Source organism: Pyrodictium brockii (assembly GCF_055379715.1).
This window is the reverse complement of the sequence record NZ_AP042401.1, coordinates 611,674-634,603: the sequence shown is the minus strand read 5'-3', so window position 1 is coordinate 634,603 and position 22,930 is coordinate 611,674. Positions and strand designations below refer to the sequence as shown.

Sequence of the window (22,930 nt, the reverse complement as noted above, 5' to 3'; positions counted from 1 at the left end):
CCCTAATATATGCTGCCTAGGCGCGCTTCCTGAGGCACTGGCAGCAGGACGCCGCAGCCCCTGCACACCATACCTTAGGCAATGGGCGGGGCGTATGGTGGGGGCCGTGGTGCCTCTAGAGCCCGGCCGAAGGGCTTGAGGGGGTAGGAAGATTGGTGCGGCGGCCGGGATTTGAACCCGGGATCGCCGGCTTGGCAGGCCGGCGTCCTAGTCCAGGCTAGACGACCGCCGCGTCCAGGCCCCGGCAGCCATGTAGTGTAGGGCCTAGCCCGGCCCGGGTTAAGAAGCTTTACGGAGGCTCAGCGGGGGCTAAGGGGAGTCGGGGCTCACCACATCCCCAGCCATGGAGGGTCGGGCACGAAAGGGCCTCCCCACAGCCCCAGGCGAGGCTGCCGTAGCAGGAGGGAGCACCATAATAACGGTTTACAACACCTACGACAAGCATTGCGGGAAGCCCGCCCCCATCGCGAGCGTCTCGGCAGCAACTGCGCGGCATCATGGATGCCAGAGGAGGCTAGACACACGGCGGCTGGCCCTGGCCCGCCGGCAGTGGAGCCGGGCGGCAGGGGGCGGCCACAGCAGGCCCCCAAGTGGAGGCTCTGGGGGTGGATGCTTAGGCTCTACATAGCCGGCTGTGGCCGTCTATACAGAGCCTGGGGCCCTGGCTCTATACGACAGGCGTGGCTTAGGGTGGGTAAGGGTGCCCCTTGAGGTAGTGGTTGGAGGCAATGGTGTAGAGTGCCGCGCCCTTGTGGAGAGGGGCCGCAACCCAGGAGTCCTCTTCCTCCACGGGTACAGCTTCAGGTATACGGTCTGGACGGAAACAGGGGCCGTGGAGGCGCCGGCGAGCCTAGGCCTCTCATGGGCAGCCCCCGACATGCCCTACGGTAGGTCGACCTCATGCACCTCAAGAACCTCCAGGATTGATGTAAACCTTGCAGTAGCGGGGGAGGCCGCTCGCAGAGCCGGTATCGAGCAGGCCGTTGTAGTCGGAGCGAGCCTAGGCGCTAGGTACGCCGTGTACCTAGCCCACTCGGCCAGCGTCAAAGGGCTGGTCCTGGTAGGCCCCGCCCTGGGGAGGGATGAGAGAGCCTGGGAGCTGGCGAGGAGCGTCAGGGCGCCGGTGCTCATAGTCTGGGGTGATAGGGATAGGGTCGTTAGGAGGGGTGCCGTCGAGAAACTCTTGAATGTGTTCCCCAATGCTAGGCTGGAGGTCGTCGAGGGCGCGGGGCATGTGGTCCAAAGAGACTCGCCCGAAGCCTTCAGAGAGATACTCAGAAAGTTCCTGGAAGAGTTCACGGCTTGAGAGCCGCCTAGGGCTTCCGAGGCAGTCCCGTACACCCCTCGGAGTCGAAGGCTGGGGCTCGTCCCCGGGGCAGGCTATCAATGGAGAGGGGTGGGAGGCTCTACAGTCACGAGCACCTGGGAGCCTGGGCACGGCGCCCGGGGGCTAAGGCGGGAGACAGGGCTAATGCTTAAAACCCCGGAAGCCGGCTTCCGGGTCTGATGGGAGCCCCTGCAGGCTGGGCCCGTCGTCTAGCCTGGTTAGGACGCCGCCCTCACACGGCGGAGGTCCGGGGTTCAAATCCCCGCGGGCCCACCATCACCCCAGCCTCCTCACAGGGTTGTCCACACACATTCTCTGGAAGCCCCGGAAGGTTCTCCCCTAGGGCAGAAAACTTTATAGGTTTCATTGTGTATTGTTGTGTGTAGGTGTGTAATTTGAGGGCCCTCCAGGGTGATGGGGGCTCTGCTCTAAGCCCTGGAGGGTTTTCCCGTGGATGGGAGGCTCGTGCCGTTAGCCTCGACCGCCACCAGTGAAGCCATCTGGATTTCTCAATCCAGATGGCTGAGGTGGAACTCCCTAAAGTGATACACTCTCACACAAAATGAAGCGGTAGGGAGAAACGGAGAGCCTGAGGAGCAAGGGCGTGGAGCCCGTACTCAGGGATGTTGTAGAGTATCTCGAGTCAAGAGGCGTGCGCGTAATAGGCATAGACTATAAAGAGGTGCTCGCGAAGCTCCACGAGAAGTATGGTATCAGTCATAGCCTCCTCTCAAGGTTTACTAGCTCCATAATAGTCGGCGCCATAGCGGGCCTCATGGGCCTCGATGAGGAGTCGCTGCGCGCGGGCCTCCTCTACCGCTTCGGTGAGCGGAGGAGGCGCCTTGTGGATCCTAACGTGTATGTAGCATCCATCGTGGCGGACGCTGTGTCCAGCAAGTATGGTCATGCCCTTAGGCTCGAGGAGAGCAGGCTAGGCTACGATGAGCTAATGGTGGTTAGCGGTAACGATGCAGTAGCTATAGGCAAGGTCGTGGGTGGGCTAAGGTTCCAGTCCTACTACCCGATCACACCGGCGCAGGATGAGAGCTTCTTCCTAGAAGAGTACGAGCGCCTAGAAGACGGGGATAGGCAGCTTGGCTCTGTAGTAGTATTCCAGACCGAGGACGAGATAGCGGCCATAGCATCGGCTATAGGAGCCTCCCTCGCCGGTGCCAGGGCTGCGACGGCGACAAGCGGTCCCGGCTTCGACCTGATGGTTGAGGGGCTCTCCTGGGCCGGCATGAACGAGGCTCCGGTGGTGATAACCTTCTACCAGAGGGGAGGCCCCTCCACCGGGCTGCCGACCCGCGGGTCTCAGAGCGACCTATTCGCCGCCCTCTTCTCGGGCCATGGCGAGTTCCCCCGCGTGGTCATAACCTCTGGCGACCATGAAGAAGCCCTGCGGGATGCGGTGGAGGCGTTCAACGTGGCTGAGCGCTACCAGGTCCCGGTGATACATCTCCTCGACAAGTTTCTCGCCAATAGCATAGCGACCATCCGGTCCCCGACACCGGCAGCATGGTCATAGACAGGGGTAAGCTCGTAACCAAGGTCAAGGACCCCTTCAACTATAAGCGGTTCAGCCTAGAGGAGCCGGTCTCGCCTCGCGCGCCTCTAGGCTACGCGGTGTCCTGGCATGCGGGCGATGAGCACGACGAGTACGGCCATATATGCGAGGACCCCATAATGCGGGAGAGGATGTACTCCAAGCGCATACAGAAGATGGATATAATTAGGCGCGAGATACCGGAGGAGAGGCGCGCCCAGCTCTACGGCAGTAGGGAGCCGGACATACTTCTAGTAGGCTGGGGCTCCGTTAAGGGCCCGGCGCTGGAGGCAGCTAGGCTCCTCCGTGAGAAGGGGGTAGAGGCATCGTACCTCAATGTGCGCTACATGTACCCATTGGCTACAAGCATGATCAGCAGCCTTCTCGACAGGATGGGCGCCGATAGGGTTGTCGCAGTGGAGCACAGCTACGGGGCGCTGGTGGCCAAGCTCATAGCCATGGAGACCGGCCGTGTGATACGTAAGAGTATTGTCAAGTTCACGGGCCGGCCTATTTACACGCATGAGCTTGTTGAAGCCGTTCACCGCATACTTGAGGGAGAGGAGAGGGTGGTGCTCGACTATGGCGCGTAACCCTATGGAGTACCGTACCAGCCTGTGGGTAGATTGGTGCCCTGGCTGCGGCAACTATGGCATACTAACAGCCATGGCGCAGGCTATGGCGGAGCTGGACCTCGACCCTCTGAAGACTGTGGTGGTGTCGGGGATAGGCTGTTCAGGGAAGACGCCACACTTCCTGAAAGTTAATGGCGTGCACACGCTGCATGGTAGGGCTATACCGTTCGCTACTGGGATAAAACTGGCAAACCCCGAGCTAACAGTCATAGTGAACGGTGGTGATGGCGACCTACTGGGGATAGGTGCCGGCCACTTCGTGGCCCTAGGCCGCCGCAACGTAGACATTACCGTGATAATGCATGACACCCAGGTCTACGGGCTAACTAAGGGCCAGGCCTCCCCCACGCTCCCAGAGGGCGTCCAGACCAAGGCGCTGCCTGGGCCGAATATACAAGATGCGATAAACCCGCTTCTCGTAGCGCTTGCGAGCGGCTACACCTTCGTCGCCAGGGCCCTGGCGACCGACGTGGCCCACTTGAAGGAGCTCATGAAGCAGGCTATTAGGCACCGCGGCTCCGCCTTCATAGACGTGCTGCAGCCCTGCCCTACATACAACAATGTCTACACCGTCCAGTTCTACCGTGAGGCAGTGTACCGCTTGGAGGACGATCCAGGCTGGGATCCCCTGGTCCACGACCCCTCTGAGGAGGAGGAGAAGAGGCTGAAAGCTATGGCGAAGGCAATGGAGTGGGGTAAGCGTATACCGATAGGCATCTTCTACCATAACCCGCTGAAGCCGAGCTTCGAGGAGAGGCTGCAGAGACGCCTGGGCAACTACCTCGAGGCACCGCCGGCCCGCCAGAGGATATCCACCGAGGATGGCAGGCCGCTTATCGATAGCGAGGCCGTACGCCGCATATTCAGGAGTAAGCTCATACCGGTTAGGAGCGGTGTGAGAGGAAAACAGCGGGTTGCCAGCCCCCTCTAGCCCTCATCTATTTGAAGCTTTTAGAATTTTCACCGGAAAGCCTAATCCAGGGATTCATAGGGCTGGACCCTGAGAACACCCTCTGGGGGGTTCTTGTGGAGCCAGTGTATGCTAGTAATGCGGCAGCCCGGGAGGAACCATTCCTAATCAGGAAGGCCAGGCTAGAAGACTTGCCAAGGATAATAGCTATTAATCGTGCCACTCTGCCGGAGAATTACCCTGAGTGGTTCTGGCGGGATCACTTGGAGAAATGGGGTGACGCCTTCTTCGTCGCCGAGGTTGAAGGGAGGATAGTCGGCTACGTAATGTCCAGGGTGGAGTATGGTGCTCCCACATTCACGAAGGGCTTGATAGTCAAGAAGGGTCATATCGTATCTATCGCTGTCCTGGAGGGGTATAGGCGCCGCGGCATAGGGACAGCGCTGATGAAAGCTGCCCTAAAGGCGCTTAAGGAGAGATATGGCTGTAAGGAGGTGTATCTAGAGGTACGTGTCTCCAACGAGCCTGCCATAAGGCTCTACGAGAAACTGGGGTTTAAGAAGGTCCGGGTTATACCGATGTATTATCTTGATGGCGAGGACGCGTATCTAATGGCTCGGGAGCTGTAGGCTTTCCCGGGCTATTTTAGGCCGAGTCGTTTCAACGCATAGTATATGGTTGACTCGGGTCTATCCATGCGCCTGGCTATCTCGTACACTGATGCCCCGCTGAGGTAGAGTCTTCTTATCTGCTCCAGCTCCTCGTCGCTCAGCCGCCGGTGCCTACGGTAGCGTCCTTTCCTCCTGCGTATCCCCCCCATAGCCTCCAGCCTATCAAGCGTCTTGTACACTGTGCTCATACTATTGCCGCATTGTTTAGCTATCTCCTTTACTGGCAGCCCCTGGCTGTAGAGCTTCTCCACAATCTCCAGGCATTCGTCCACGGAGGGCATTGCTGCTCCTGCCCTGGCTCTCCAGCTCTCCAGCCTTTATTTCAGCATTCGGTTCCATACCACAGACCCCTCACCCGCCTATACACTAATACTGGCGTGATGAAGCCGCTACTACCATCGGGCTTTAGAGGCCCTCTAGAGGGTAATGCTCATATCACGGTATCTAGGCTAGACTGGTTTCAGGGGCTATGACGCCTCGGGCTATATGCTGAGCCTCCTGGATGAAGAGGTGCCGCGGCACCCTCCCTCTAGCGATGAGAGCCCCCGTATTGCTAGGTAGAGGTTTGGGGTGGCGTCCCTTTGGCAGAGGAGAAGGTTGTGGCCTTCGTGCTCGCGGTAACCGAGATAGGTAAGGAGTATGACGTCGTTGAAGGGATAAAGGATATTGCGCGTCGGACAGATGTTGAAGTTGAGGCCTACGTGGTCTATGGAGAGTACGATGTAGCGGCTAAGATTGTGGCTGATGGGCTTAAGAAGGTGGATAAGGTTGTGACCATGATAAGGAGCCTCCCGGGTGTAATGAGGACTGTAACTCTCATCGCTGCCTAGCTGCTGTATGCCCCCGATTTTTGCCTCCTCTGGGCCTCTCTCCGGCTCCTAGAGGTGAAGGTGCATCTACGTGTTCGGCAGGATAACGCTTGGCAGCCACAAGGTATGCGGGTTTGAAGTATCGCTAGAGGAGTACGAGGGTAAGTGCAGGTACCGGAGGGACGGTGTCAAAGCGATAGTACCCTGCACGTCAACCCACCTTTACCCTGCAGCCCCTGTCTTCTACCCAGAGTACCTGGCCAGCTACATTATGGTGAGGCTGGAGGAGCCGGTGGTAGTCGAGAGCGGGGGCGGAGAGGAGTTCTGGCTCAGCCTTGAGTACGATATAGTGGCTGTAGTAGGCTCTCAGGGCGCGGGCTATGAGCTGGTCGATGCAATGCCGTCTAAAGGGATTGGAAAGTACGCGCTCTACGGGCCTCCCAGCCGGGGGATACTAGCCCGGTTTATCCCTGCAAGGCCGCTACCCAGGCAGCAGAGGGAGGACTGCAGCGCGATGGTAAGGGTTGTTGCGAGAAGCAAGTCCTCTAGGCCCGCACGGGTATCGAGGATAGTATTTCCGGCCAGCGCCCTAAGCCTCTACTATGACGGTGAGGGGGCGGTTGTGGGCTCAAATATAGAGGTTACAGTAACCAGTCCCTTCACAGCAATCGTCTCCCTCCGGGAGCCGGAGAGGCTGGAGGGCTTCAGGGAGGCGCCGCGGCTGCTGCAGAGGAGCGGAGTAGGCTCACAGGCTAGATGGAGCCAGAGCTTCGTCATGAGCTATGGTATCTAGCCTCTGGGAGGGCTATAGTTACTACGCCCGAGCTGTCCCGCGTTATTTCGGCTCCATAGCTCTCCGCAACACCCTCAATCATGCTCTTAACGGCCTTTTCGCCGGGTTTTGTGGCGGGGAGCAGAATTACCTTATCCCGCTCACGTATGGCTATCCTCGAGTCCTCAAGCATTATGTCAAGAGCCTCCTCTAGGCCAATCTCTAGGCTGCGCAGTAGGGCACCTAGCCTCCTCCCCTCCTCCCGTGCAAGTTCATGGATATTAGCGTTATTGCAGCTATCCAGGAGCGAGAGAGGAATAAGCACCACGCCTACACGGCGAAGCTTACTATATATCAGCGCCTTTCTGAGCACGAGAGGCGCAAATGAACTGCTCTCCTCGGCTTCCACCGCCCCGGTTAAGAGCGCCCTCATGTAGGCCGATACAGTCATGCCGTGCCTGGCGGCTATGCCCTTAATTAGGTCGACAAGCTTCGAGTCGATCATTATGGGTCTTCTCTTCCTGCCGGCGCTCTCCTCGGACAAGCTGATGTATCCCCGAAGCAGCTGAGAGGCTCGGGTATCTGAGATAGAGGTTTGGCCGCCCCTAGGGGCTTGCTGCAAGCTAGCTACTCTGCCTATAGTTGATAACTAGTATGGAATCATACTCGTCTATCTTCTCAACCCTCTTGCCCATAGCCTCGAGTACGCTGGTCGCTATGGTTTTCAGCATATCAAGCATACCCGAGTAGGGCTTCTCCGTTATTGATATGATTATCTTCCCCGAGTTGCCATCATTGATCTCCTCTATGGAGGCGTTTGGCACGAAAAGCGATATTATATCCTTCGTGAGTATATCATCGAGCCCGCGCACCTTTGCGAACACTGCTATGGAGGTCGCGAGCCGCCCAACCTCCTTTATAAAAGTGTCACGGGCGCTTGGGTCTGCAGAGTTAACCAGCTCTACCAGCCCTTTCTGTGGAACAATCACTCCCCCTAGCCTCCTCATGTCGGTGAGCAGCGTCATCTCTGTGAAAAGCGATGCAATATTATCCCTGCCGTGGAGGGCACGTGCGGCGAAGGATAGTATCAGGGATGCAAGCTCCGATATTGTAAGACCAGAGCGTTTAGCTATTACTGAGAGCTCTTGCAGAATCTCCTCGGGCACTGCTATAAGCTTCCTAGCCCCCTTACGGCTGGACATGCAGCGACCCAGCTCCTCCCAATTAGGGCCTCTTCTTTAAACCTCTAGGAGGCGGCGACGAGCCCTCCCCTAGAGCCGGGACACGAGTAAAAACCTGGGAAAAAGCACGTGTAGATAGTGAGGGAGGACCTAGCTTACTATCAGAGGGCTAGCCCCCTCCTCCCTGATCTCGTCAATAAGGCTACGTGGGAACACGGCTCTGCTCAAATCCGCGGAGTCAAGTGTTACGGCAACACCGCCCGCGGGGGACGCGCTGGAGCCCCCTTCTACTGTTAGCTTGACCTGCGTTCCCCGCTTTACATGGCAGAGTATCAGCTTCGGGTCATCCAGCACCGACGCGACATAGTAGGATAGTATGTACTTCTTGAGCCCACATACGCCACATGCATCCTTCCTCACATCAGAGTAACGCCATGTATGGTTCCAGATGTATATTTCCTTAACAATCTCTTTCCTGGCACAGGACGATACATCGAATATTGATGGTATGAGCAACGCGTCGGCCTTAGCTGTCTCGGTGTGATCATCAGCTATGTATAGTAGGAAGCTTATCCCCACTGCTGCAGCGTCTCTAAGACTGCTCGTTATCCACCTGCTCACCCCTGCGGCATAGTCTACCTCGATAACGGCTATGGCGGCGGTAGCTGTTGGGCCAAGTTTTCTGACGAGCTCAGCTCCTAGCGGTACTTTTAGAAGTATTGGATGGTCTAATTTGGCTGCGTCTAGTAGTGTGTAAGTGTATAGCGGCTCGATTACCCTGCTCTGCCAGCCGGTTTCAACCTTGCCGATAAGCTTACGTGTTACTATCAGTTTCCCGGGCTCATAGCCGTTGATGGAGAATAGATGCAGTTTTACCGATACATAGGCTGGTGCTAGAGGAGGCTTCATGAAGTATGTGTTCTCCATGTCGCGGAGGCAGAAGTTTATGTTGATACAGTCTATGGTGTGTGTGGTTGCTTTCATGTATGCGGTGGTTGAGCCCCAGGGCTCGATCACCACTGCTATATTCTTCTGCGCGGCATTCCCTGTTATGAGGAATGGTATGTAGAATGCCCCTATGGCGCCTACCGATTTCCAGTAAACTGGGCTCCATGTAGCTGTGTTCTGTACGTCGAGCTTGCCGGGTATACTGAAGCCTTGTATATCGCTGCAGCTGTTGTCAAGTCCACATAGCTTGTAGTACGTCTCTAGTATTCCTTCAGGTGTGAATCTTAGATACAATTGGTAATATATGTTGCTCAGGTAGTTTTTCGCGATTATGTCTGCCTCGCGGTGCTCTACTATCCATGCGCCGCCAGCATAGGGTGCGAGTATCCGGCGATAGAGGTAGATCCTTCTTACTCCCGGGGTATACCTTTTCTCAGGTAATGGGGCCGCATCGATGCGGTCCCTCACCTCTTTAACCGGCCACTCACTTATGGGGTACATCTTCAGCCTTGTAGTGTCTACATCGAGCCCCGGTACCACGCCCCAGCTGGCAGCATACCTGGGATCGACGTTAGGTGGGAGGGCGCTTGCTATCCACAGGGGCTGCAGGAGGGGGCCGTACTGCAGGGATAGCATCTCCGCAACAGCCTTTCTCGTTACGCGCTCTACTACCTGCTTCGGGTCCTGGCTAGCTATGCATGCTGTAGCGTTCTCCAGCAGTACCTTGCCGTTGACCCGAGGGCCGGAGAGGCATGGCTTAGTGGGGTCTAGCTCGTACCTATAGAGCCATGCACCGCCGTTCCTGCCCTTGACTACTATCTCGACATTACTGCTGCAGGGTATGTCGAGTACGGCTGTCCCGTTGGAGCTGAAGGTTCCCGTGTATAGGAGTTTCTTATCCGCGACGCTGTACACCTCCACAATCCAGGGCCGGACATCACCGGTAGGGGGCCTCACGGTCAGCGCCGCCTTCATCCACCCGCTGGCGTTGCATGCTTCCAGAGGCTCTAGGATCATCCGAGGCGGGGCCGCTAGGGCGGCTGCCTTCTCGACGGATTCCTGGAGGTTTAGGGCCCAGTAGTGCATCATGGCTGTGACCGCCGCTATGGAGACTATTGCTATGGATGCAAGGAGCGCGCTTCCCAGAATGCTTCCAAGCCCTCTCATCACCTTCTCCCACTGCTGTCAGCCGGGGTGGGGGCTGCCGCTGCGTGCCGGTCGACCGGAACTATTGCCGGGCTTCACTCCGAGGAGGCTGCCCCCGGGGGCTAGAGGATACCGCGGGCAGCGAGTATGAGGGCTGCTATGCCTATCAAAGCCTGCATCACAAGGATGACTGCTACTACTTCGGGCTCGCGCGCCGATCCCTTGAGCCTCTTAAGCAGCTTTATTACAGCGTGGGTTAGCGTGTATATTCCCTCCAGCGGCGAGTCCAGCGTACCATCTGGCAGCGGCACGCCAAAGTCCTCTATGACGCCTGGCTTCCAGACGTGGTGCAGGTAGCCCCTAAGGTTCAGGAGGGCCTTTATGAAGTATAGTGTGAATAGGAATAGGCCGAACTTCTCCATATTGCCTATTATCACGAGTGCCGCATAGTAGGCCCCGACCCCGTAGGTGAACCCGTTCCCCGGGAAGACTCGGGCAGGGTACCAGTTGTAGACCAGGAAGCCCGCCAGGGCTGCCGCCATTATGACTGAGCCCTGGAGGACGAAGTAGACCTTCTTCATGTACGCGTAGGCTGCGGTGAAGAGCATTAGGAGCAGCCCCATACCCGCCTCTAGCCCGTTGAACCCGGCGATCATGTTGAACGCGTTAGCCGCTCCCAGCACGCCTATGGGCACCGCTACGAGAGGATAGGCTAGGCCCAGGTCCACAGCGCCTATAAGGGGCAGCTCTAGGCGTGAATGACCCGCCTTAATCACCACGAGCGGCAGCGAGACAGGGGCCATGAACACTACGCGCTGCCATCGTGGTAGCCCCTTCTTCCACCCCAGTATGTCGTCCACGAAGCCCAGCACGCTGGAGAGGAGGAGCAGTGCCACAAGTGCAAAGAGCTCCGCGGGCCTGTAGAGCCCGCCCCCGAGGTAGGTGTAGAGGGCCTCGAGCGTCAACAACCCGAACGCGGCCGCCACCACGGCCCAGATGCCGCCGGCCTCGGCAACCATGACTCTACCGGGCTTGTTCATATCCCGGCCTACGAGGCCCCTCTCTCTGGCGACCCGTATCCACGCCGGCTCTACCACAATTACGAGGGTGAACGCCACCGCCGCCGACGCCAGCAGGTACGCAGCCTCGCCTGGCGTCAAGATGCACGCCCTTCTCCGAGGCATTCAATGCGCCGAGGCGGCTGCCAAGGTAAATAGCGCTACCGGGCCTCGGCGCGGGAGGAAAGCGGGGCCTCAGCTCCTGCCGGGATCCCCACTGCCTAGCGTCGGCGGGTAGGACCCTGAGGCAATGCTCTTCACCGGCCCGCAGGCTCCAGGTCGGGTAGACCCCTTAAAGCAGCCTTGGAGCACCCCGGGCTCCCCGTGAGGGCTGAAGGGGTATGGAGCGGCGCATAAGGCCGGTGGCGCTGACCATAGCTGGCAGCGACTCCGGCGGAGGCGCGGGTGTAGAGGCCGATCTAAAGACGTTCGCGGCGCTGGGAGTCCATGGAGCGGCCGCGGTGACCGCCGTCACCGCCCAGAACACGCTCGGGGTCCAGGCGGTCCACCTAATCCCGCCCGGGCTGGTGGCCGCCCAGATAAGGGCGGTGGCCGAGGACATGGGGGTGGACGCGGCCAAGACCGGGATGCTGGGCAGCGCCGAGACCATACTGGAGGTGGCACGGGTTCTGGAGAGCTACGACTTCCCCCTGGTGGTCGACCCGGTAACGGCCGCTGAGAGTGACGGCACGAGGCTCATGCCGGACAGGGCGCTGGAAGCCCTGCGGGAGAAGCTGCTCCCGCGCGCAGCACTCGTGACACCCAATGCACTTGAGGCCGAGATGCTCACAGGCATTAGGATAACGAGCATCGAGGAGGCACGCAGAGCTGCGAAGCTCCTCGTAGAGGAGTACGGCGCAGAGGCAGCCCTAGTCAAGGGCGGGCACCTAGGGGGCAGGGAGAGCATAGACGTGCTCTACCACAGGGGCGGCTTCCACGAATACCGGGCCCCGAGGCTGAGCCACGGCTGCAGCCACGGCACGGGCTGCACGCTCTCGGCAGCGATAACAGCAGAGCTGGCCAAGGGCAGGCCCCTGGAAGAGGCAGTCAGGACAGCTAAGAGCCTGGTGACAGCAGCAATAGAGTATGCAGCTAGGCTGGGCCGCGGGGCGTGCCCCGTGAACCCCGTAGCGGCCCTGGAGATGGACGCGTGGAGATGGAGGGTAGCCCGGAGCGTCGAGAGGGCCAGCTCGATGATCCTCCAGGCGGAAAGCCTGGTAGCACCCCACGTGCCCGAGGTCGGCACCAACGTGGTAGAGGCCCTCCCGGCCCCCTACGCCCGCAGCCGGGAGGATGTAGCGGGGATACTGGGCCGCATAGTGAGGACGCCCCGCGGGCTACGCGCCGGCCCCGTAGCCTTCGGGGCCTCGGACCACCTGGCCAGGCTGGTACTGGAAGTGATGAAGTATACCCCCTGGATAAGGTCGGTGATAAACATAAGGTACTCCCCGGAACTCGTCGAGGCAGCCCGCAAGCTAGGCTACCGGGTAGCCCGCATAGACCGGGCAGCTGAGCCGCCCGAGACAAGGACAGCCGAAGGAGGCACCATGAAGTGGATAGCCAGGAGCGTGTTCCCCCACAGCCCGGCCGACCTAGTCTACGATGAGGGGGACTGGGGCAAGGAGCCAATGATAAGAATCTTCGCTGGTACAGCCGTGGAGGCGGCTAGAAAGCTCCTCAAAATACTCGAGAGAGCCTCCCACAGCTAGGCCATGTATGTCCTGCCGAACTTGGCCAGAGCGAGGGCCGTGAAGGCGCCGGTAACGGCCAGCAGCCCCAGTATATCGAGACCCGGCGATAGGCTATAGACGCCGTACATAAGCCCCCGTGTGAGATCAACAGCATATGTCAGCGGGTTCACGTAGGCCAGCGCCTTCAGCCAGCCCGGCAGCGGGTCTATAGGGTAGAAGGCGCCGCTGAGGAACAGCATCGGCATCATTATAAGGCTTATGACCGTATGGAAGCCCTCCGGGCTCCTCATCGACAGCGCTATGAGCGTGCCTATGCTAGCAGACGCGTAGGCAGCTATGAAGGCCGCCAGCAGCCCAGCCAGTACACCCTGCACGCTAGTATAACCCGCCGCTACGGAGACCAGCAAGGCCATGACTGCGCCCTGCAGCATGGTAGCCAGGGTGTCCCCGGTCATCCGCCCCAGGAGCACAGCGCTACGAGGGGCGGGCGACACGAGTATCTCCTTGAGGTAGCCAAACTCGCGGTCCCATATCACCCCGAGGCCGCTGCCAAACCCGCTCGTGAACACAGTCATCACTATTATGCCCGGCGCCAGGAACTCCAGGTAGTCCAGCCCCTTGAAGAGCTGCCTAGCCATAGGGCCCATAACGTTGAACGCTGCGCTCCAGCCAAGCCCAAAGAACAGGAGCCATATCAGCGGGAACACTAGAGAGTTGACAATCCTGCTCGGGGCGGCCCGGAACCGCGCCAGCTGCCTGTAAGCCATGGCGGCGAAGGCCTGCAGCCAGAAGGACGGGGCCCCGCCGCGGCGCGGCCTCCCCAGACCCTCCACCCCGGCGCGGGCCTCGCTAACCGGCTCCGTCAACCCTCAACCCCACCTCCCTACCTGGCTCTCCTCCCGGCATGTATATGCAGTCTGAGGAAGTCCCTCCAGTCGCCCTCCTCGTCGCGCAGGCTACGGCCGGTGAGCTTTACAAACACGTCGTTTAAACTCGGCCTGGTGTAGCGGGCCTCAAGGACCCTAATGCCCGCCTCCTGGGCCAGCGAGAGTATTCTAGGCATGAGCCTCGGTGCGTCCCGGGCCACCACCGCCACCATGTCGCCCGCCACGGAGACGTCCTCGCCTAGCCCTCTCTCCCTGAGCAGGGAGGCCAGCTTCTCTGCCGCATCCCTGCCAGGCAGCTTGACGTAGACCGTGTCGCCGCCGACCATGCTCTTCAGCTCCTCCGGCGAGCCCTCCGCGATGATCCTGCCATGATCTATTATGGCTATCCTGTCGCAGAGCCTCTCAGCCTCATCCATGTAGTGGGTTGTGAGGAACACGGTCACACCACTGCGGCGCAGCTTGTCTATAACCTCCCAGACCTTCATCCTAGCCTGGGGGTCCAGGCCTATGGTGGGCTCGTCGAGGAACACTACATCCGGCTCGTTGAGGAGCGCCCTGGCTATCTCTAGGCGGCGTATCATGCCGCCGCTGTAGCTCTTGAGCGGCCTATGCGCATGCTCCCTGAGCCCTACGAGGTCCAGCAGCTCGGGGATGCGTTGCTCGACCAGCCTCCTGGGGAGCCCATGTATGAGGCCGTGAGTCAGCATGTTCTGCCACGCGGTGAGGTCGCGATCCACGGTAGGCTCCTGGAATACAACCCCTATGTGCTCCCTTACGCGCTGAGGATCACGCGTAACGTCGAAGCCTGCTACCAGGGCCCGGCCCCCACTAGGCTTGATAATGGTGGTGAGCATGCCTATGGTAGTTGTCTTCCCGGCCCCGTTGGGGCCTAGTAGGCCGTACACCGTCCCACGCCGGACCCTAAAGCTGACGCCTCTAACTGCTTCGAAACCGTTGTAGCTCTTCCGGAGCCCTTCCGTGATAATCACATAGTCGTCCATGAAGCAGCCTCCCTGCGGTAGGCCCGGAAGCGGAGAGACTTGCGGGTCCAAAAAGACCTGTCGGCCTCCGATATATGGGGGCGTCTTCCCCGGAGGCTGGCCGGCCTAGCCCTCATCCCCCTTTATCTCGCGCTCAACCTCCTTAATGCGTTCGTCAATCTCCCTAATCTGCTCATCAATCATCTTCTTGATTGTCTCCAGCCAGCTGCGCTGAGCCCGGAGTATCTCAAGCTCTATCTCCGGGCTAGGCCTACCCCACGGCCCAGGGTAGGGCGGCACAGCCCAGAGCAGCGGGGGCGGAGGGTAGTAGGATGCAAGCTCCGACGGCGGTGGCGGCGGAGGCTCCTCCCTGCCGTGCGTCTTCTTCCTCCTACCGCCATAGCCCCACCAGTACCCGTAGCCATAGCCCGGGCCCTGCCACCACGCCATGGCCTGTCACGCTCCAGGCTCCCCCGAGTCTACACTCTCTGCACCAGACAAACAAGATGGGCACTCACTATACTATAATATTTAACGTGTCGCCAGGCCTATGCACCTTGGCCCCAGACTACCCCCAGGGCTGCAGCTCTCCGTGTCACCGGCTGGTGGTAGGGGCTTTGAAGGCAGTAATACTCGCGGGCGGGTTCGGTAAGCGCCTCCGCCCCCTCACAGAAGACAGGCCCAAGCCACTTGTAGAGGTGGCGGGGCGCCCCATCATAGAGTGGCAGATCCTGTGGCTCCGGAGCCATGGTATGAAGGATATCGTGGTCCTCCTAGGCTACAAGTGGGAAAGGCTTGTAGAGCACCTGGGCAGCGGCCACAAGCTCGGGGTTAGAATAGCCTATGTAGTAGAGGACGAGCCGCTCGGCACGGGCGGCGCTATAAAGAATGCTGAACACCTCCTCCGTGGCGAGGACCTCTTCATAGTCATCAACGGTGATATAGTGACTGATCTAGACCTCGGGAGGCTCGTCTCAAGGCTGAGGAGTAGAGAAGACGCCGTCGCGGCGATAGCGTTGGTGCCCCTCCGGAGCCCCTATGGAGTAGTGGAGCTTGACGAGGAGGACCACGTGGTCAAGTTCGTCGAGAAGCCCACCCTCGACTACTGGATCAACGCTGGCGTGTACGTGATGAAGCCAGAGGTGCTCGACTACCTCCCCGAGAAGGGCGATATAGAGCGTACAGCGTTCCCCAGGCTCGCCGAGGAGCGGCGCATCCTAGGGGAGCGGTTTACCGACGCGTACTGGCGCAGCATAGACACGGTGAAGGATCTAGAGGAGGCGGCCCAGCAGATCCGGGCTCTTCGTCTAGAGGAGAAGCTTCTTAGCAAAAAAGCCTAGCTCTCCCCGCTCTTCCCCGCCTTCTCCTCCTTCTCTAGCTCCTCTTGGAGCTTCTTAATCTCCTCCTCTATCTCCTTCTCAATCTCCTCCACCGGCTTGGGCGGCGGTGTTGTGGCGAGGGTGTAGCCTATCCATGCAAGTATGCCGAAGACGCCCGCCACGGCTATGAAAGCTGTGAGCTTCAATAGGGCTAGATCTATCCCCTTCCTGGGCGGCGCGAAGAGCAGCCAGCCATAGACTATTATCACCAGCAGTGAAACCACTATTAGAGCTGCGCCTACAGCACGGTCAGAGGGCATCCCTTCATACCCCCTGCCAATAAACGCCCGGGACGTGCTATAAAAATCTGACAGCGCAGAGCCGGCCCAGGGGCACCCAGTGGCGGGAGAGCCCCTGTTCGCGGCAAGGTACCGTGTACACTGGAGCGAGACAGACGCCGCGGGGATAATGCATTTCAGCAACTTCTTCCGCGCCCTGGAGCGCTGCGAGGAGGACATGCTAGCCAGTCTAGGCCTCATGGACTCTATTGTGGGCCAGATGCCGCCCAGGATAGTCTTCCCCAGGGTGCATGCCGAGTGCCTTTACCAGGCCCCGCTGAGGCTCGGCGATACCTACCGCGTAGAGGTCACGGGTATAGAGCTGGGCAGGAAGAGTATAAGATACAGCTTCAGGATCGTGAATGAGACCCTGGGCAGCCCCTCTGCGGAGTGCAGCATCGTGGCGGTGGCCTACAGCATAGCCGAGGGAAGGTCGATACCAATACCGGAGGAGATGAGGAGAAAGCTGCTGGAGATAGGAGCCGTTGAGAGGGAGAAGAACAGCCAAGCCCGGGGAGAGGAGGGCTAGCCCCTCCCTCCTCCCGCGGGGGCGGCGGTCACGGGCTCCAGCGTGGTCGCGTTGAATGCCTTCACCCGGGGCAGTGAGTAGGGAGAGACGGTGTATATGGCATCATCTATGTAGACGCTCCTAGCGGCGCCAGAGTGGCCGAGCACCCCCAGCAGCTCCAGCCCTCCACGCCGTGCATCAAGCTTCACCACAGCCACACCGCCGTACACCTTCTCCATGCCGGTGGCCCCCTTCAGGGGCACGGCCACAGCGCCGCTAACCGGCAGCAGTATGTAGCCATGCCTAGGGTCGAAGGTGAAGGCCCGGTGGCCCAGCCTCGGGTCCAGCACCGGGCTCCACACGTAGCCCCTGCCCCCGACGTGGACCCTGCCCAGTACCTCCACGCCTCCACGCTGAACCTTGTAGAGGCTCACCCTCAGCGCGGGTCCATCCCGCCCCACGCCGATGAGGAGCGTTTCGTTTACCGGGTAGAGGTACTCGTCGAACCCCGGAGACTTGATGAACCCCACCACCCTCGGCCTACGTGGATCGCTCAGGTCCACGGTGAATAGCGGGTCAATCCTCCGGTACGTTACGAGGTAGAGCCGGGGCCCTAGGAAGAGGGTAGCGTGCACCCCTCTCCCCCACCACGATGCTGGTGTTCGCTATCGCCCTCAGGTTCGTGGAGTTGAACAGGTAGAGGCTCACTCTCGTAACCCACCTTCCCTCCTCGAAGCCCTGCTCCTCGACGACGGCGCGGAGCACGCCACGGTACTCGTCGAGCATCCACTGCTTCCTCACCACGCCGGGTAGGCGGGCGACAGCCCTGACGGACAGCCTTGGCCCCGGCTCCACCGCCAGCTCGACAAGCAGGCTCCGGGACCACCGGCTTGGAGACCCCCATAGCCTCCGGAGATCCGCCGCCAGCTCCCCGGGGGTCACGTTGCCCCTGTCTCCCAGGATCCGGTGGAGCTCCTCCACCCCCGGAAGCACTACGTAGAGCCGGCCTCCACGCGGCATATACATGGCGGAGGGGTGGGCCCCTATGAGGGTCAGCGTGGAGACACGGCCGGTCCTGAGGCTGAAGGCAGCCACTATGGTCTCGAGCGGCTCTGGGCCCACGATGAGCGGCGGCTCCGGGACGGGGGTGGGGCCGCTGCCCGCCCCGAGTAGCAGGGGGCGCACGAGGAAGCCGGTATAGGTTATCAGCAGGAGCGTATCGTTGTAGAGCCTCGCGTCGTAGAAGCTGCCGGTGACAGCCCTAGCCCATAGGGGCTTCATCCCAGGCCCTAGCTTGATCACCCAGGTCCTGGAGGGGAGCAGCCATGGGCTCCTAGCCTCCTCGGCCACCACCACCAGCTGGCCGTTCTCCATGAATAGGCCTCTCACCCACACGCGGTGCACAACCCTGGCGACGGGCTCTACCCTGCCATGGGATATCAGTGCCAGCTCCTCGTCGCCTACAAGCTCCTCCACCTCCCGGCTAGCGTTGAAAACACTGACAAGCCTGAGAGCCTCCGGCGGGTATACATTGTACACCTCAGCCGCGCTGCCTGCTGCAACGGCTATGTGGGTGCCGTTAGTCTTGACTATATCGGGCTCGTCCACCCCGGCTACCTGGACGTTAGTGGAGCTATACTCCGGTGCAGCCCCCACCTCCCTCGTGGCCGGGCCCGCGGGGGACGCCCCACCCAGCGGCATCACCGGGCTCTGAGGCCTCAGCCTAGCAAGCTCCTCCACAACGCTCCACGGCACTCTGTAGCCATAGCCCGTCCATGACACGGCTAGACTGGTGTTAGCCCGGCCGCCGGCCGTCGTAGTGGACGGCGGCCCTGCCCCGCTCCCCGCCGCGGCGGTAACAGTGGTGGTCACCGTGGCGGTCGCTGCCTCCGGCTGGGCCCCGCCCGGCCTCCCGTGGATGGAGCCGAGCATGTAGCCGGCAGCAATACCGAGGAGGAGGACAGCGACCATAATCGTGATGCTGCTGTACGAGATCCTGCCCAAAGCGTGGTGCACCATTAGGGTCTGAGCCCGAGGCCACGCTGCGATATGCTGACATCTACGCTAAAATATCTCTGCCGCCCGGCCCCGGAGCTCCAACATGCCTTCACAAGCCTTCGACAGCGTTCTCAGTGGCCTGCGGTGGCGGCGGCGTGGAGCGCGACCAGGAGCATCGCAGCTACGAGCATCAATACTATCCCTGTGAAGGTCTCGAAGCCCCTCAGCAGGCCATCGGCCTCGTCTCTGCGCTTGCGGAGCAGCCTAGCGCTGGCGAAGAGTACAAGAGCTATAGCTGCTCCCAGGCTGGGTATGATTAGGGGCGGCACCCTGCCACCCCAGGGGGTCCCGGGGGGCTCCCCCAGGCCCCTCCCCTAACTAACCCCTTGTGTTATTGAACTGTGTTATTGAACCCTACCCCTGCTCTGTGCTGTTCAAAACACTTTGCATGACCCGGCTGCCGGCAGGCGGCGCTCTTATCACCCCTCCAGGCATGGTAATCCCTACGCCCCGGTGCCTTGTTATGCGCGGCTCCATAAGGGTGGGCGACGCCGCCGAGGGTGTTGACGCTATAGCGTATGTCGCTGGCCGCGAGGCCCTGGACTGGCTCCGCGGCGTGGACCCGGCCGCGTCCCGTGTGATAGAGCTGGGCGACTTCAAGGCCGGGCTCGAGGAGACCGCTCTCATCTACCGCTTGGAGGGCGTCCCCAGGCTTATTCTCTCGGGCGCTGGCGGCGAGGACGAGTGGATCGGCCACGCCGAGCGGCTCCGCGTGGCGGTGGCGGCGGCGGTAAAGCAGGCCCGGAGGCTCCGCCAGATCCGTAGGCTAGGGATAGTCGTCGAGAAGGGGCTCCTCGAGAAGGCCGCCAGCGAGGGCCGTGGCGAGAGGTGGGCCGTGGAGCAGGCCCTCATAGCCGCCGACATGGCCAACTACGTCTACAGCCTCCATGGACGCGGCGACCGCCCCCACGTGCTGGACGAGATCCGGATCGGGCCCGGCGACGAGAAGGCCCTCGAGAGTGCCAGCGCGATCGCCGAGGGCGTGAGGCTGGCCAGAGACCTGGCCAACGCGCCGGCCAACATAATGGGGCCGGACGGCCTCGAGGACGCCGCGAGAGAGCTGGCCAAGAGGCTAGGCCTCGGGATAAGAGTGCTCCACCGCGGCGAGCTGGAGAGCCTCGGCATGGGCGGGATACTGGCCGTCGGAAGCGGCAGCGACAAGGAGCCCAGGCTCATAGTGCTCGAGTACCACGGCGGCGGCCGCAGGGTAGCAGTAGTGGGCAAGGCGGTGGCCTTCGACTCCGGCGGCCTCGACCTCAAGCCCTCCCAGTACATGCTGGAGATGAAGTACGATAAGAGCGGCGGCGCGGCAGCCATGGGCATCATAGCCGCTGCCGCCAGGCTCCGCCTCCCCGTAGAACTCGTAGCCCTGATCCCCGCCGTGGAGAACATGCCCAGCGGCCGCTCCTACAAGCCCCTAGACGTGATAAAGATGTACAATGGCTTGACTGTCGAGGTCGGGAACACTGACGCAGAGGGAAGGCTAATACTAGCAGACGCCCTGGCATACGCGGCGGAGAAGTACAAGCCCGACGCAATGATAGACCTTGCAACCCTCACCGGGGCCGCCGTGGTGGCCTTAGGAAACCACGCAGCAGCCCTCATGTCCAACAACGAGGACCTAGCCTCAGGGATCGAGAAGGCCGCCTGGGCCGCCGGCGAGCCCGCCTGGAGGCTTCCCATGTGGCCGGTCTACGAGAAGCAGCTGGAGAGCAAGGTGGCGGACACCAATAACATAGGCGGCCGCTGGGCGGGAGCGATAACGGCAGCCAAGTTCCTGGAGAAGTTCGTCGATGGGAGGCCCTGGGCGCACCTAGACATAGCGGGCGTGGCCTGGGTGCAGGAGAAGGGACCCTGGAAGCCCTACTACCACCAAGGAGGCGCCACCGGCTGGGGCGTAAGAACAGTTGTAGAGTACCTCCGGGGCCTCTAATATCATATTATTTTATAAGCTTTGAACTTTAACAGGGCTACGGGAATCGCGGGCCCCGGCCCTAGATGTTTTACAAAAGGCCCTCCATGTAAGCGCCCAGGGCCTCCCCGGGGGCCCGTCTTAGGCATCAATCCCCGGCATCCGATACGGTATTTTGACTACTTCAGCTCCAAGGGCTTTTGCCAGCAGCTCCGTATAGTCTAGTAGCTTTAGACTCCTGGTACTCTTTGTATCATACACTATTGCCTTCACCTTTAGCCTCCTAAGCTCCTGAGAGACTCTAATTATGTCGCTTTCGATGCTGTTCGTTAGCGGAACGTTAGCCCTTCCATCAGTTATTATATGGAGCACTAGATGCGCGTTAGGCCTCTTCAGTAGGAACCCTTTGGCCTGCCTACTAGCTTCAAGCAATGCTGCAGGCAGGGGAGTAGAACCTCCTATAGTGACCTGGTTTAGAGCCTCCATGAGCTTCTTCCAGTTACGCGTAGGCTTCACAAGGGTTTGCGCATTCCTTCCCTGAAACGCTATAAGGCCTACCCATGTGCGCTCGACGTAGCTCCTACGCGTCACTCCCTCAGCTATAGATTTGGCTAGGACGAGCCTTCTCTCAGCATACATGCTGCCACTGGCATCTAGCAGAATCATGTGCAGTACCTCAGGCTCCTCACGGTACACACGGACATGTATGTCGTGGACCGATGGCCTCCTGGCTCTACGCCTTAGGGCAGCACGGAGGGTAGCATAATAGTCTACCTGGTAGCCTTCCCCGAGCCTCTCGGGCTCCCGGAGGAAGGGTATAGAGTCTACATGCCTTCCCCAGCCATAGAAGCTTACCCGGTAGCGTTGCCAGCGTACCCTTCCTCTAGGCCCTGTAGGAGCTATCGCGGCATGCTCCGGTAGATAGTAAATGCTTCTGGGGGGTTCATGGAACCAGGGATCTGCCCTAACGTCTCCAAGCCTGGCGAGAGGCGTGGCGCCGGACCCTGCACCGCTACCAATAGAGCCCGTGGTTGGCTTGCCACTGTAGTCTTCTCCGCCATCCTCTCTGCCTCCCTGCACCCTCTCGCCGCCTTTGCTTCCGTTATTCATGCTTCTGTTGTTGATTAGGGGATTTTTCCGCCCATTTTCTGGCCTATTTTTTTGCCTACCTGTATCCTGTTGCCCATCCCGGCCTAGATTCTGCAGAAGGGTTTGTAGCTTTTTCATCTTCTCCTCTGGGCTCTCAAAGGGCTGTGAACGCAGCCTATGCGGCAGCGCTAGCTCCATAGCCTTCTTTACATCCTCGATGCTTACAGTGGTCCGGCCATCGAGCGCTGCCAGAGCTTTAGCTGTCCGTGCAGTAACTATGTCTGCTCTATGCGTCCTTATTCCGAGCTTAACCGTCGTTTCTGTAATGAGGCGCAGTAGGCTTCTCGGTATCTCTACTCTGGGGAGTAGCTCCCTAGCACGCCTAATCCTCTGACGTAGCTCTGCCTCCTGCTTCTCGTACCGCTTCATGAAGCCTATAGGGTCTCGGCGAAACTCCTCAACTCTCTCGACTATCAGTGCCCTCTCCTCTGGGTCCTGTGAGGCATTAACATCAACATAGAGGCCAAAGCGGTCGAGAAGCTGAGGTCTAAGCTCGCCCTCCTCCGGGTTCATGCTGCCGACCAGTATGAAGCGTGCGGGGTGGCGGATCGAGAAGCCCTCCCTCTCCACAACATTCCAGCCAGTAGCAGCAGCGTCGAGTATGAGATCTGCTATGTGGTCGTCAAGTAGGTTGACTTCATCTATGTAGAGTATGTTACGGTTTGCCTCCGCCAGGAGCCCTGGCTTAAACACAACCTCTCCTCTCTTCAGTGCAGCATCGACATCTATGCTCCCCACGAGCCTATCAACGCTAATGTTGAGGGGCAGGTCTATAACCCTCATGGGCCTCCACTCGACTTCAAACCTCTCGCCTCTCAGCCACATCTTGTAGTGCTTGTCGCACATTTCCCTGGGGTTGAAGGGGTTACAGTTGAAGGGGCAGCCCTTAATCACCGGTATCTCTGACAGCACTTGTGCGAGGCTTCTCACAAGCGTGGTCTTCCCAGTACCCTTATCACCTACCAGCAGCACTCCCCCTACCTCAGGGTCTATGACTGCAGCCAGGAGGGCGAGCTTGGCTTTCTCCATGCCTACTATTGCTGTGAAGGGCAGGTATAACCTCCTCTCGCGCTCCTCCGGGCTGT

At 60.1% G+C, this 22,930-nt stretch carries 24 protein-coding genes and 2 tRNA genes; 12 read left to right on the top strand and 14 right to left on the bottom strand.

Features of this window, described 5'->3' with window-relative positions:
• Positions 1–153: 153 nt before the first annotated feature.
• A tRNA-Gly gene (locus ACZ42Y_RS03525) sits at positions 154–232 on the bottom strand.
• A 468-nt stretch (positions 233–700) separates the two neighbouring features.
• Between ACZ42Y_RS03525 and ACZ42Y_RS03520 the strand changes: the two genes are divergently transcribed.
• The 6 genes from ACZ42Y_RS03520 to rimI all read left to right on the top strand — a co-directional run bounded on the left by ACZ42Y_RS03520 (position 701) and on the right by rimI (position 5,047).
• Positions 701–1,306: an alpha/beta fold hydrolase gene (locus ACZ42Y_RS03520; protein WP_464735700.1), complete on the top strand. Its 606-nt coding sequence runs from the start codon at positions 701–703 to the stop codon at positions 1,304–1,306.
• Positions 1,307–1,525: 219 nt separating this feature from the next.
• A tRNA-Val gene (locus ACZ42Y_RS03515) sits at positions 1,526–1,603 on the top strand.
• Between the two features lie 328 nt (positions 1,604–1,931).
• Positions 1,932–2,855, top strand: coding sequence for a 2-oxoacid:acceptor oxidoreductase family protein (locus tag ACZ42Y_RS03510; RefSeq protein WP_058371236.1), 924 nt, complete (start codon positions 1,932–1,934; stop codon positions 2,853–2,855).
• Positions 2,846–3,466 (top strand): transketolase C-terminal domain-containing protein, encoded by a 621-nt coding sequence (locus ACZ42Y_RS03505; protein ID WP_058371237.1) that lies wholly within the window; start codon positions 2,846–2,848, stop codon positions 3,464–3,466. The genes ACZ42Y_RS03510 and ACZ42Y_RS03505 overlap by 10 nt, the downstream gene beginning before the upstream one ends.
• Positions 3,456–4,439, top strand: coding sequence for a 2-oxoacid:ferredoxin oxidoreductase subunit beta (locus tag ACZ42Y_RS03500; RefSeq protein WP_058371238.1), 984 nt, complete (start codon positions 3,456–3,458; stop codon positions 4,437–4,439). The genes ACZ42Y_RS03505 and ACZ42Y_RS03500 overlap by 11 nt, the downstream gene beginning before the upstream one ends.
• 95 nt (positions 4,440–4,534) lie before the next feature.
• Positions 4,535–5,047, top strand: a complete 513-nt coding sequence (gene rimI / locus ACZ42Y_RS03495; protein WP_464735778.1) for a ribosomal protein S18-alanine N-acetyltransferase — start codon at positions 4,535–4,537, stop codon at positions 5,045–5,047.
• 11 nt (positions 5,048–5,058) lie between these two features.
• Here rimI and ACZ42Y_RS03490 read toward each other — a convergent pair whose 3' ends face one another.
• Entirely contained in the window at positions 5,059–5,370 is a 312-nt protein-coding gene (locus ACZ42Y_RS03490; protein ID WP_464735699.1) for a helix-turn-helix domain-containing protein, read from the bottom strand.
• Between the two features lie 300 nt (positions 5,371–5,670).
• On the opposite strand from ACZ42Y_RS03490, the gene ACZ42Y_RS03485 reads away from it, so the two are divergent.
• Together ACZ42Y_RS03485 and ACZ42Y_RS03480 are read left to right on the top strand one after the other, a co-directional pair.
• Positions 5,671–5,919 (top strand): Lrp/AsnC ligand binding domain-containing protein, encoded by a 249-nt coding sequence (locus ACZ42Y_RS03485; RefSeq protein WP_058371240.1) that lies wholly within the window; start codon positions 5,671–5,673, stop codon positions 5,917–5,919.
• Positions 5,920–5,989: 70 nt separating this feature from the next.
• Positions 5,990–6,691 carry a DUF432 domain-containing protein gene (locus ACZ42Y_RS03480; RefSeq protein ID WP_058371241.1) on the top strand — a complete coding sequence of 234 codons (702 nt, stop codon included), beginning with the start codon at positions 5,990–5,992 and terminating at the stop codon, positions 6,689–6,691.
• On the opposite strand, the gene ACZ42Y_RS03475 is transcribed toward ACZ42Y_RS03480, so the two are convergent.
• From ACZ42Y_RS03475 to ACZ42Y_RS03460, 4 genes are all read right to left on the bottom strand, one after another.
• Complete coding sequence (locus ACZ42Y_RS03475; RefSeq protein WP_058371242.1) at positions 6,672–7,214, bottom strand: hypothetical protein; 543 nt, start codon at positions 7,212–7,214, stop codon at positions 6,672–6,674. The two genes, ACZ42Y_RS03480 and ACZ42Y_RS03475, sit on opposite strands and share 20 nt — an antisense overlap.
• A 79-nt stretch (positions 7,215–7,293) precedes the next feature.
• A complete protein-coding gene (locus ACZ42Y_RS03470) occupies positions 7,294–7,872 on the bottom strand; it encodes a hypothetical protein (protein ID WP_058371243.1) in 579 nt (192 codons plus the stop codon).
• Between the two features lie 129 nt (positions 7,873–8,001).
• Positions 8,002–9,966 carry a hypothetical protein gene (locus tag ACZ42Y_RS03465; RefSeq protein WP_058371244.1) on the bottom strand — a complete coding sequence of 655 codons (1,965 nt, stop codon included), beginning with the start codon at positions 9,964–9,966 and terminating at the stop codon, positions 8,002–8,004.
• A gap of 101 nt (positions 9,967–10,067) precedes the next feature.
• Positions 10,068–11,105, bottom strand: coding sequence for an MraY family glycosyltransferase (locus ACZ42Y_RS03460; RefSeq protein WP_236698176.1), 1,038 nt, complete (start codon positions 11,103–11,105; stop codon positions 10,068–10,070).
• Between the two features lie 239 nt (positions 11,106–11,344).
• Between ACZ42Y_RS03460 and ACZ42Y_RS03455 the strand changes: the two genes are divergently transcribed.
• Complete coding sequence (locus ACZ42Y_RS03455; protein WP_058371246.1) at positions 11,345–12,712, top strand: bifunctional hydroxymethylpyrimidine kinase/phosphomethylpyrimidine kinase; 1,368 nt, start codon at positions 11,345–11,347, stop codon at positions 12,710–12,712.
• On the opposite strand, the gene ACZ42Y_RS03450 is transcribed toward ACZ42Y_RS03455, so the two are convergent.
• From ACZ42Y_RS03450 to ACZ42Y_RS03440, 3 genes are all read right to left on the bottom strand, one after another.
• Positions 12,709–13,560 (bottom strand): ABC transporter permease, encoded by an 852-nt coding sequence (locus ACZ42Y_RS03450; protein ID WP_464735698.1) that lies wholly within the window; start codon positions 13,558–13,560, stop codon positions 12,709–12,711. The genes ACZ42Y_RS03455 and ACZ42Y_RS03450 overlap by 4 nt on opposite strands.
• A gap of 17 nt (positions 13,561–13,577) precedes the next feature.
• Positions 13,578–14,582, bottom strand: coding sequence for an ATP-binding cassette domain-containing protein (locus ACZ42Y_RS03445; RefSeq protein ID WP_058371248.1), 1,005 nt, complete (start codon positions 14,580–14,582; stop codon positions 13,578–13,580).
• Between the two features lie 105 nt (positions 14,583–14,687).
• On the bottom strand, positions 14,688–15,011 hold the full coding sequence (locus ACZ42Y_RS03440) for a hypothetical protein (protein ID WP_058371249.1): 324 nt from the start codon (positions 15,009–15,011) through the stop codon (positions 14,688–14,690).
• A gap of 167 nt (positions 15,012–15,178) precedes the next feature.
• Here ACZ42Y_RS03440 and ACZ42Y_RS03435 point away from each other — a divergent pair, with 167 nt between their 5' ends.
• Positions 15,179–15,901 (top strand): nucleotidyltransferase family protein, encoded by a 723-nt coding sequence (locus tag ACZ42Y_RS03435; RefSeq protein WP_058371250.1) that lies wholly within the window; start codon positions 15,179–15,181, stop codon positions 15,899–15,901.
• Here the strand turns inward: ACZ42Y_RS03435 and ACZ42Y_RS03430 are convergent.
• Entirely contained in the window at positions 15,898–16,200 is a 303-nt protein-coding gene (locus ACZ42Y_RS03430) for a transcriptional regulator (RefSeq protein ID WP_058371251.1), read from the bottom strand. The genes ACZ42Y_RS03435 and ACZ42Y_RS03430 overlap by 4 nt on opposite strands.
• A 79-nt stretch (positions 16,201–16,279) precedes the next feature.
• Here ACZ42Y_RS03430 and ACZ42Y_RS03425 point away from each other — a divergent pair, with 79 nt between their 5' ends.
• Positions 16,280–16,747 (top strand): acyl-CoA thioesterase, encoded by a 468-nt coding sequence (locus ACZ42Y_RS03425; protein ID WP_058371252.1) that lies wholly within the window; start codon positions 16,280–16,282, stop codon positions 16,745–16,747.
• On the opposite strand, the gene ACZ42Y_RS03420 is transcribed toward ACZ42Y_RS03425, so the two are convergent.
• The 3 genes from ACZ42Y_RS03420 to ACZ42Y_RS03410 form a co-directional block, all read right to left on the bottom strand.
• Positions 16,744–17,361: a beta-propeller domain-containing protein gene (locus ACZ42Y_RS03420; protein ID WP_464735697.1), complete on the bottom strand. Its 618-nt coding sequence runs from the start codon at positions 17,359–17,361 to the stop codon at positions 16,744–16,746. The two genes, ACZ42Y_RS03425 and ACZ42Y_RS03420, sit on opposite strands and share 4 nt — an antisense overlap.
• Positions 17,303–18,730 (bottom strand): beta-propeller domain-containing protein, encoded by a 1,428-nt coding sequence (locus ACZ42Y_RS03415; protein ID WP_464735696.1) that lies wholly within the window; start codon positions 18,728–18,730, stop codon positions 17,303–17,305. The genes ACZ42Y_RS03420 and ACZ42Y_RS03415 overlap by 59 nt, the downstream gene beginning before the upstream one ends.
• A 125-nt stretch (positions 18,731–18,855) precedes the next feature.
• Positions 18,856–19,053 (bottom strand): hypothetical protein, encoded by a 198-nt coding sequence (locus ACZ42Y_RS03410; RefSeq protein WP_058371254.1) that lies wholly within the window; start codon positions 19,051–19,053, stop codon positions 18,856–18,858.
• Positions 19,054–19,247: 194 nt separating this feature from the next.
• Between ACZ42Y_RS03410 and ACZ42Y_RS03405 the strand changes: the two genes are divergently transcribed.
• Complete coding sequence (locus tag ACZ42Y_RS03405; RefSeq protein WP_058371255.1) at positions 19,248–20,717, top strand: leucyl aminopeptidase; 1,470 nt, start codon at positions 19,248–19,250, stop codon at positions 20,715–20,717.
• A gap of 120 nt (positions 20,718–20,837) precedes the next feature.
• Here the strand turns inward: ACZ42Y_RS03405 and ACZ42Y_RS03400 are convergent, their stop codons facing one another.
• Entirely contained in the window at positions 20,838–22,874 is a 2,037-nt protein-coding gene (locus ACZ42Y_RS03400; RefSeq protein ID WP_464735695.1) for a VWA domain-containing protein, read from the bottom strand.
• Positions 22,875–22,930: the final 56 nt, after the last annotated feature.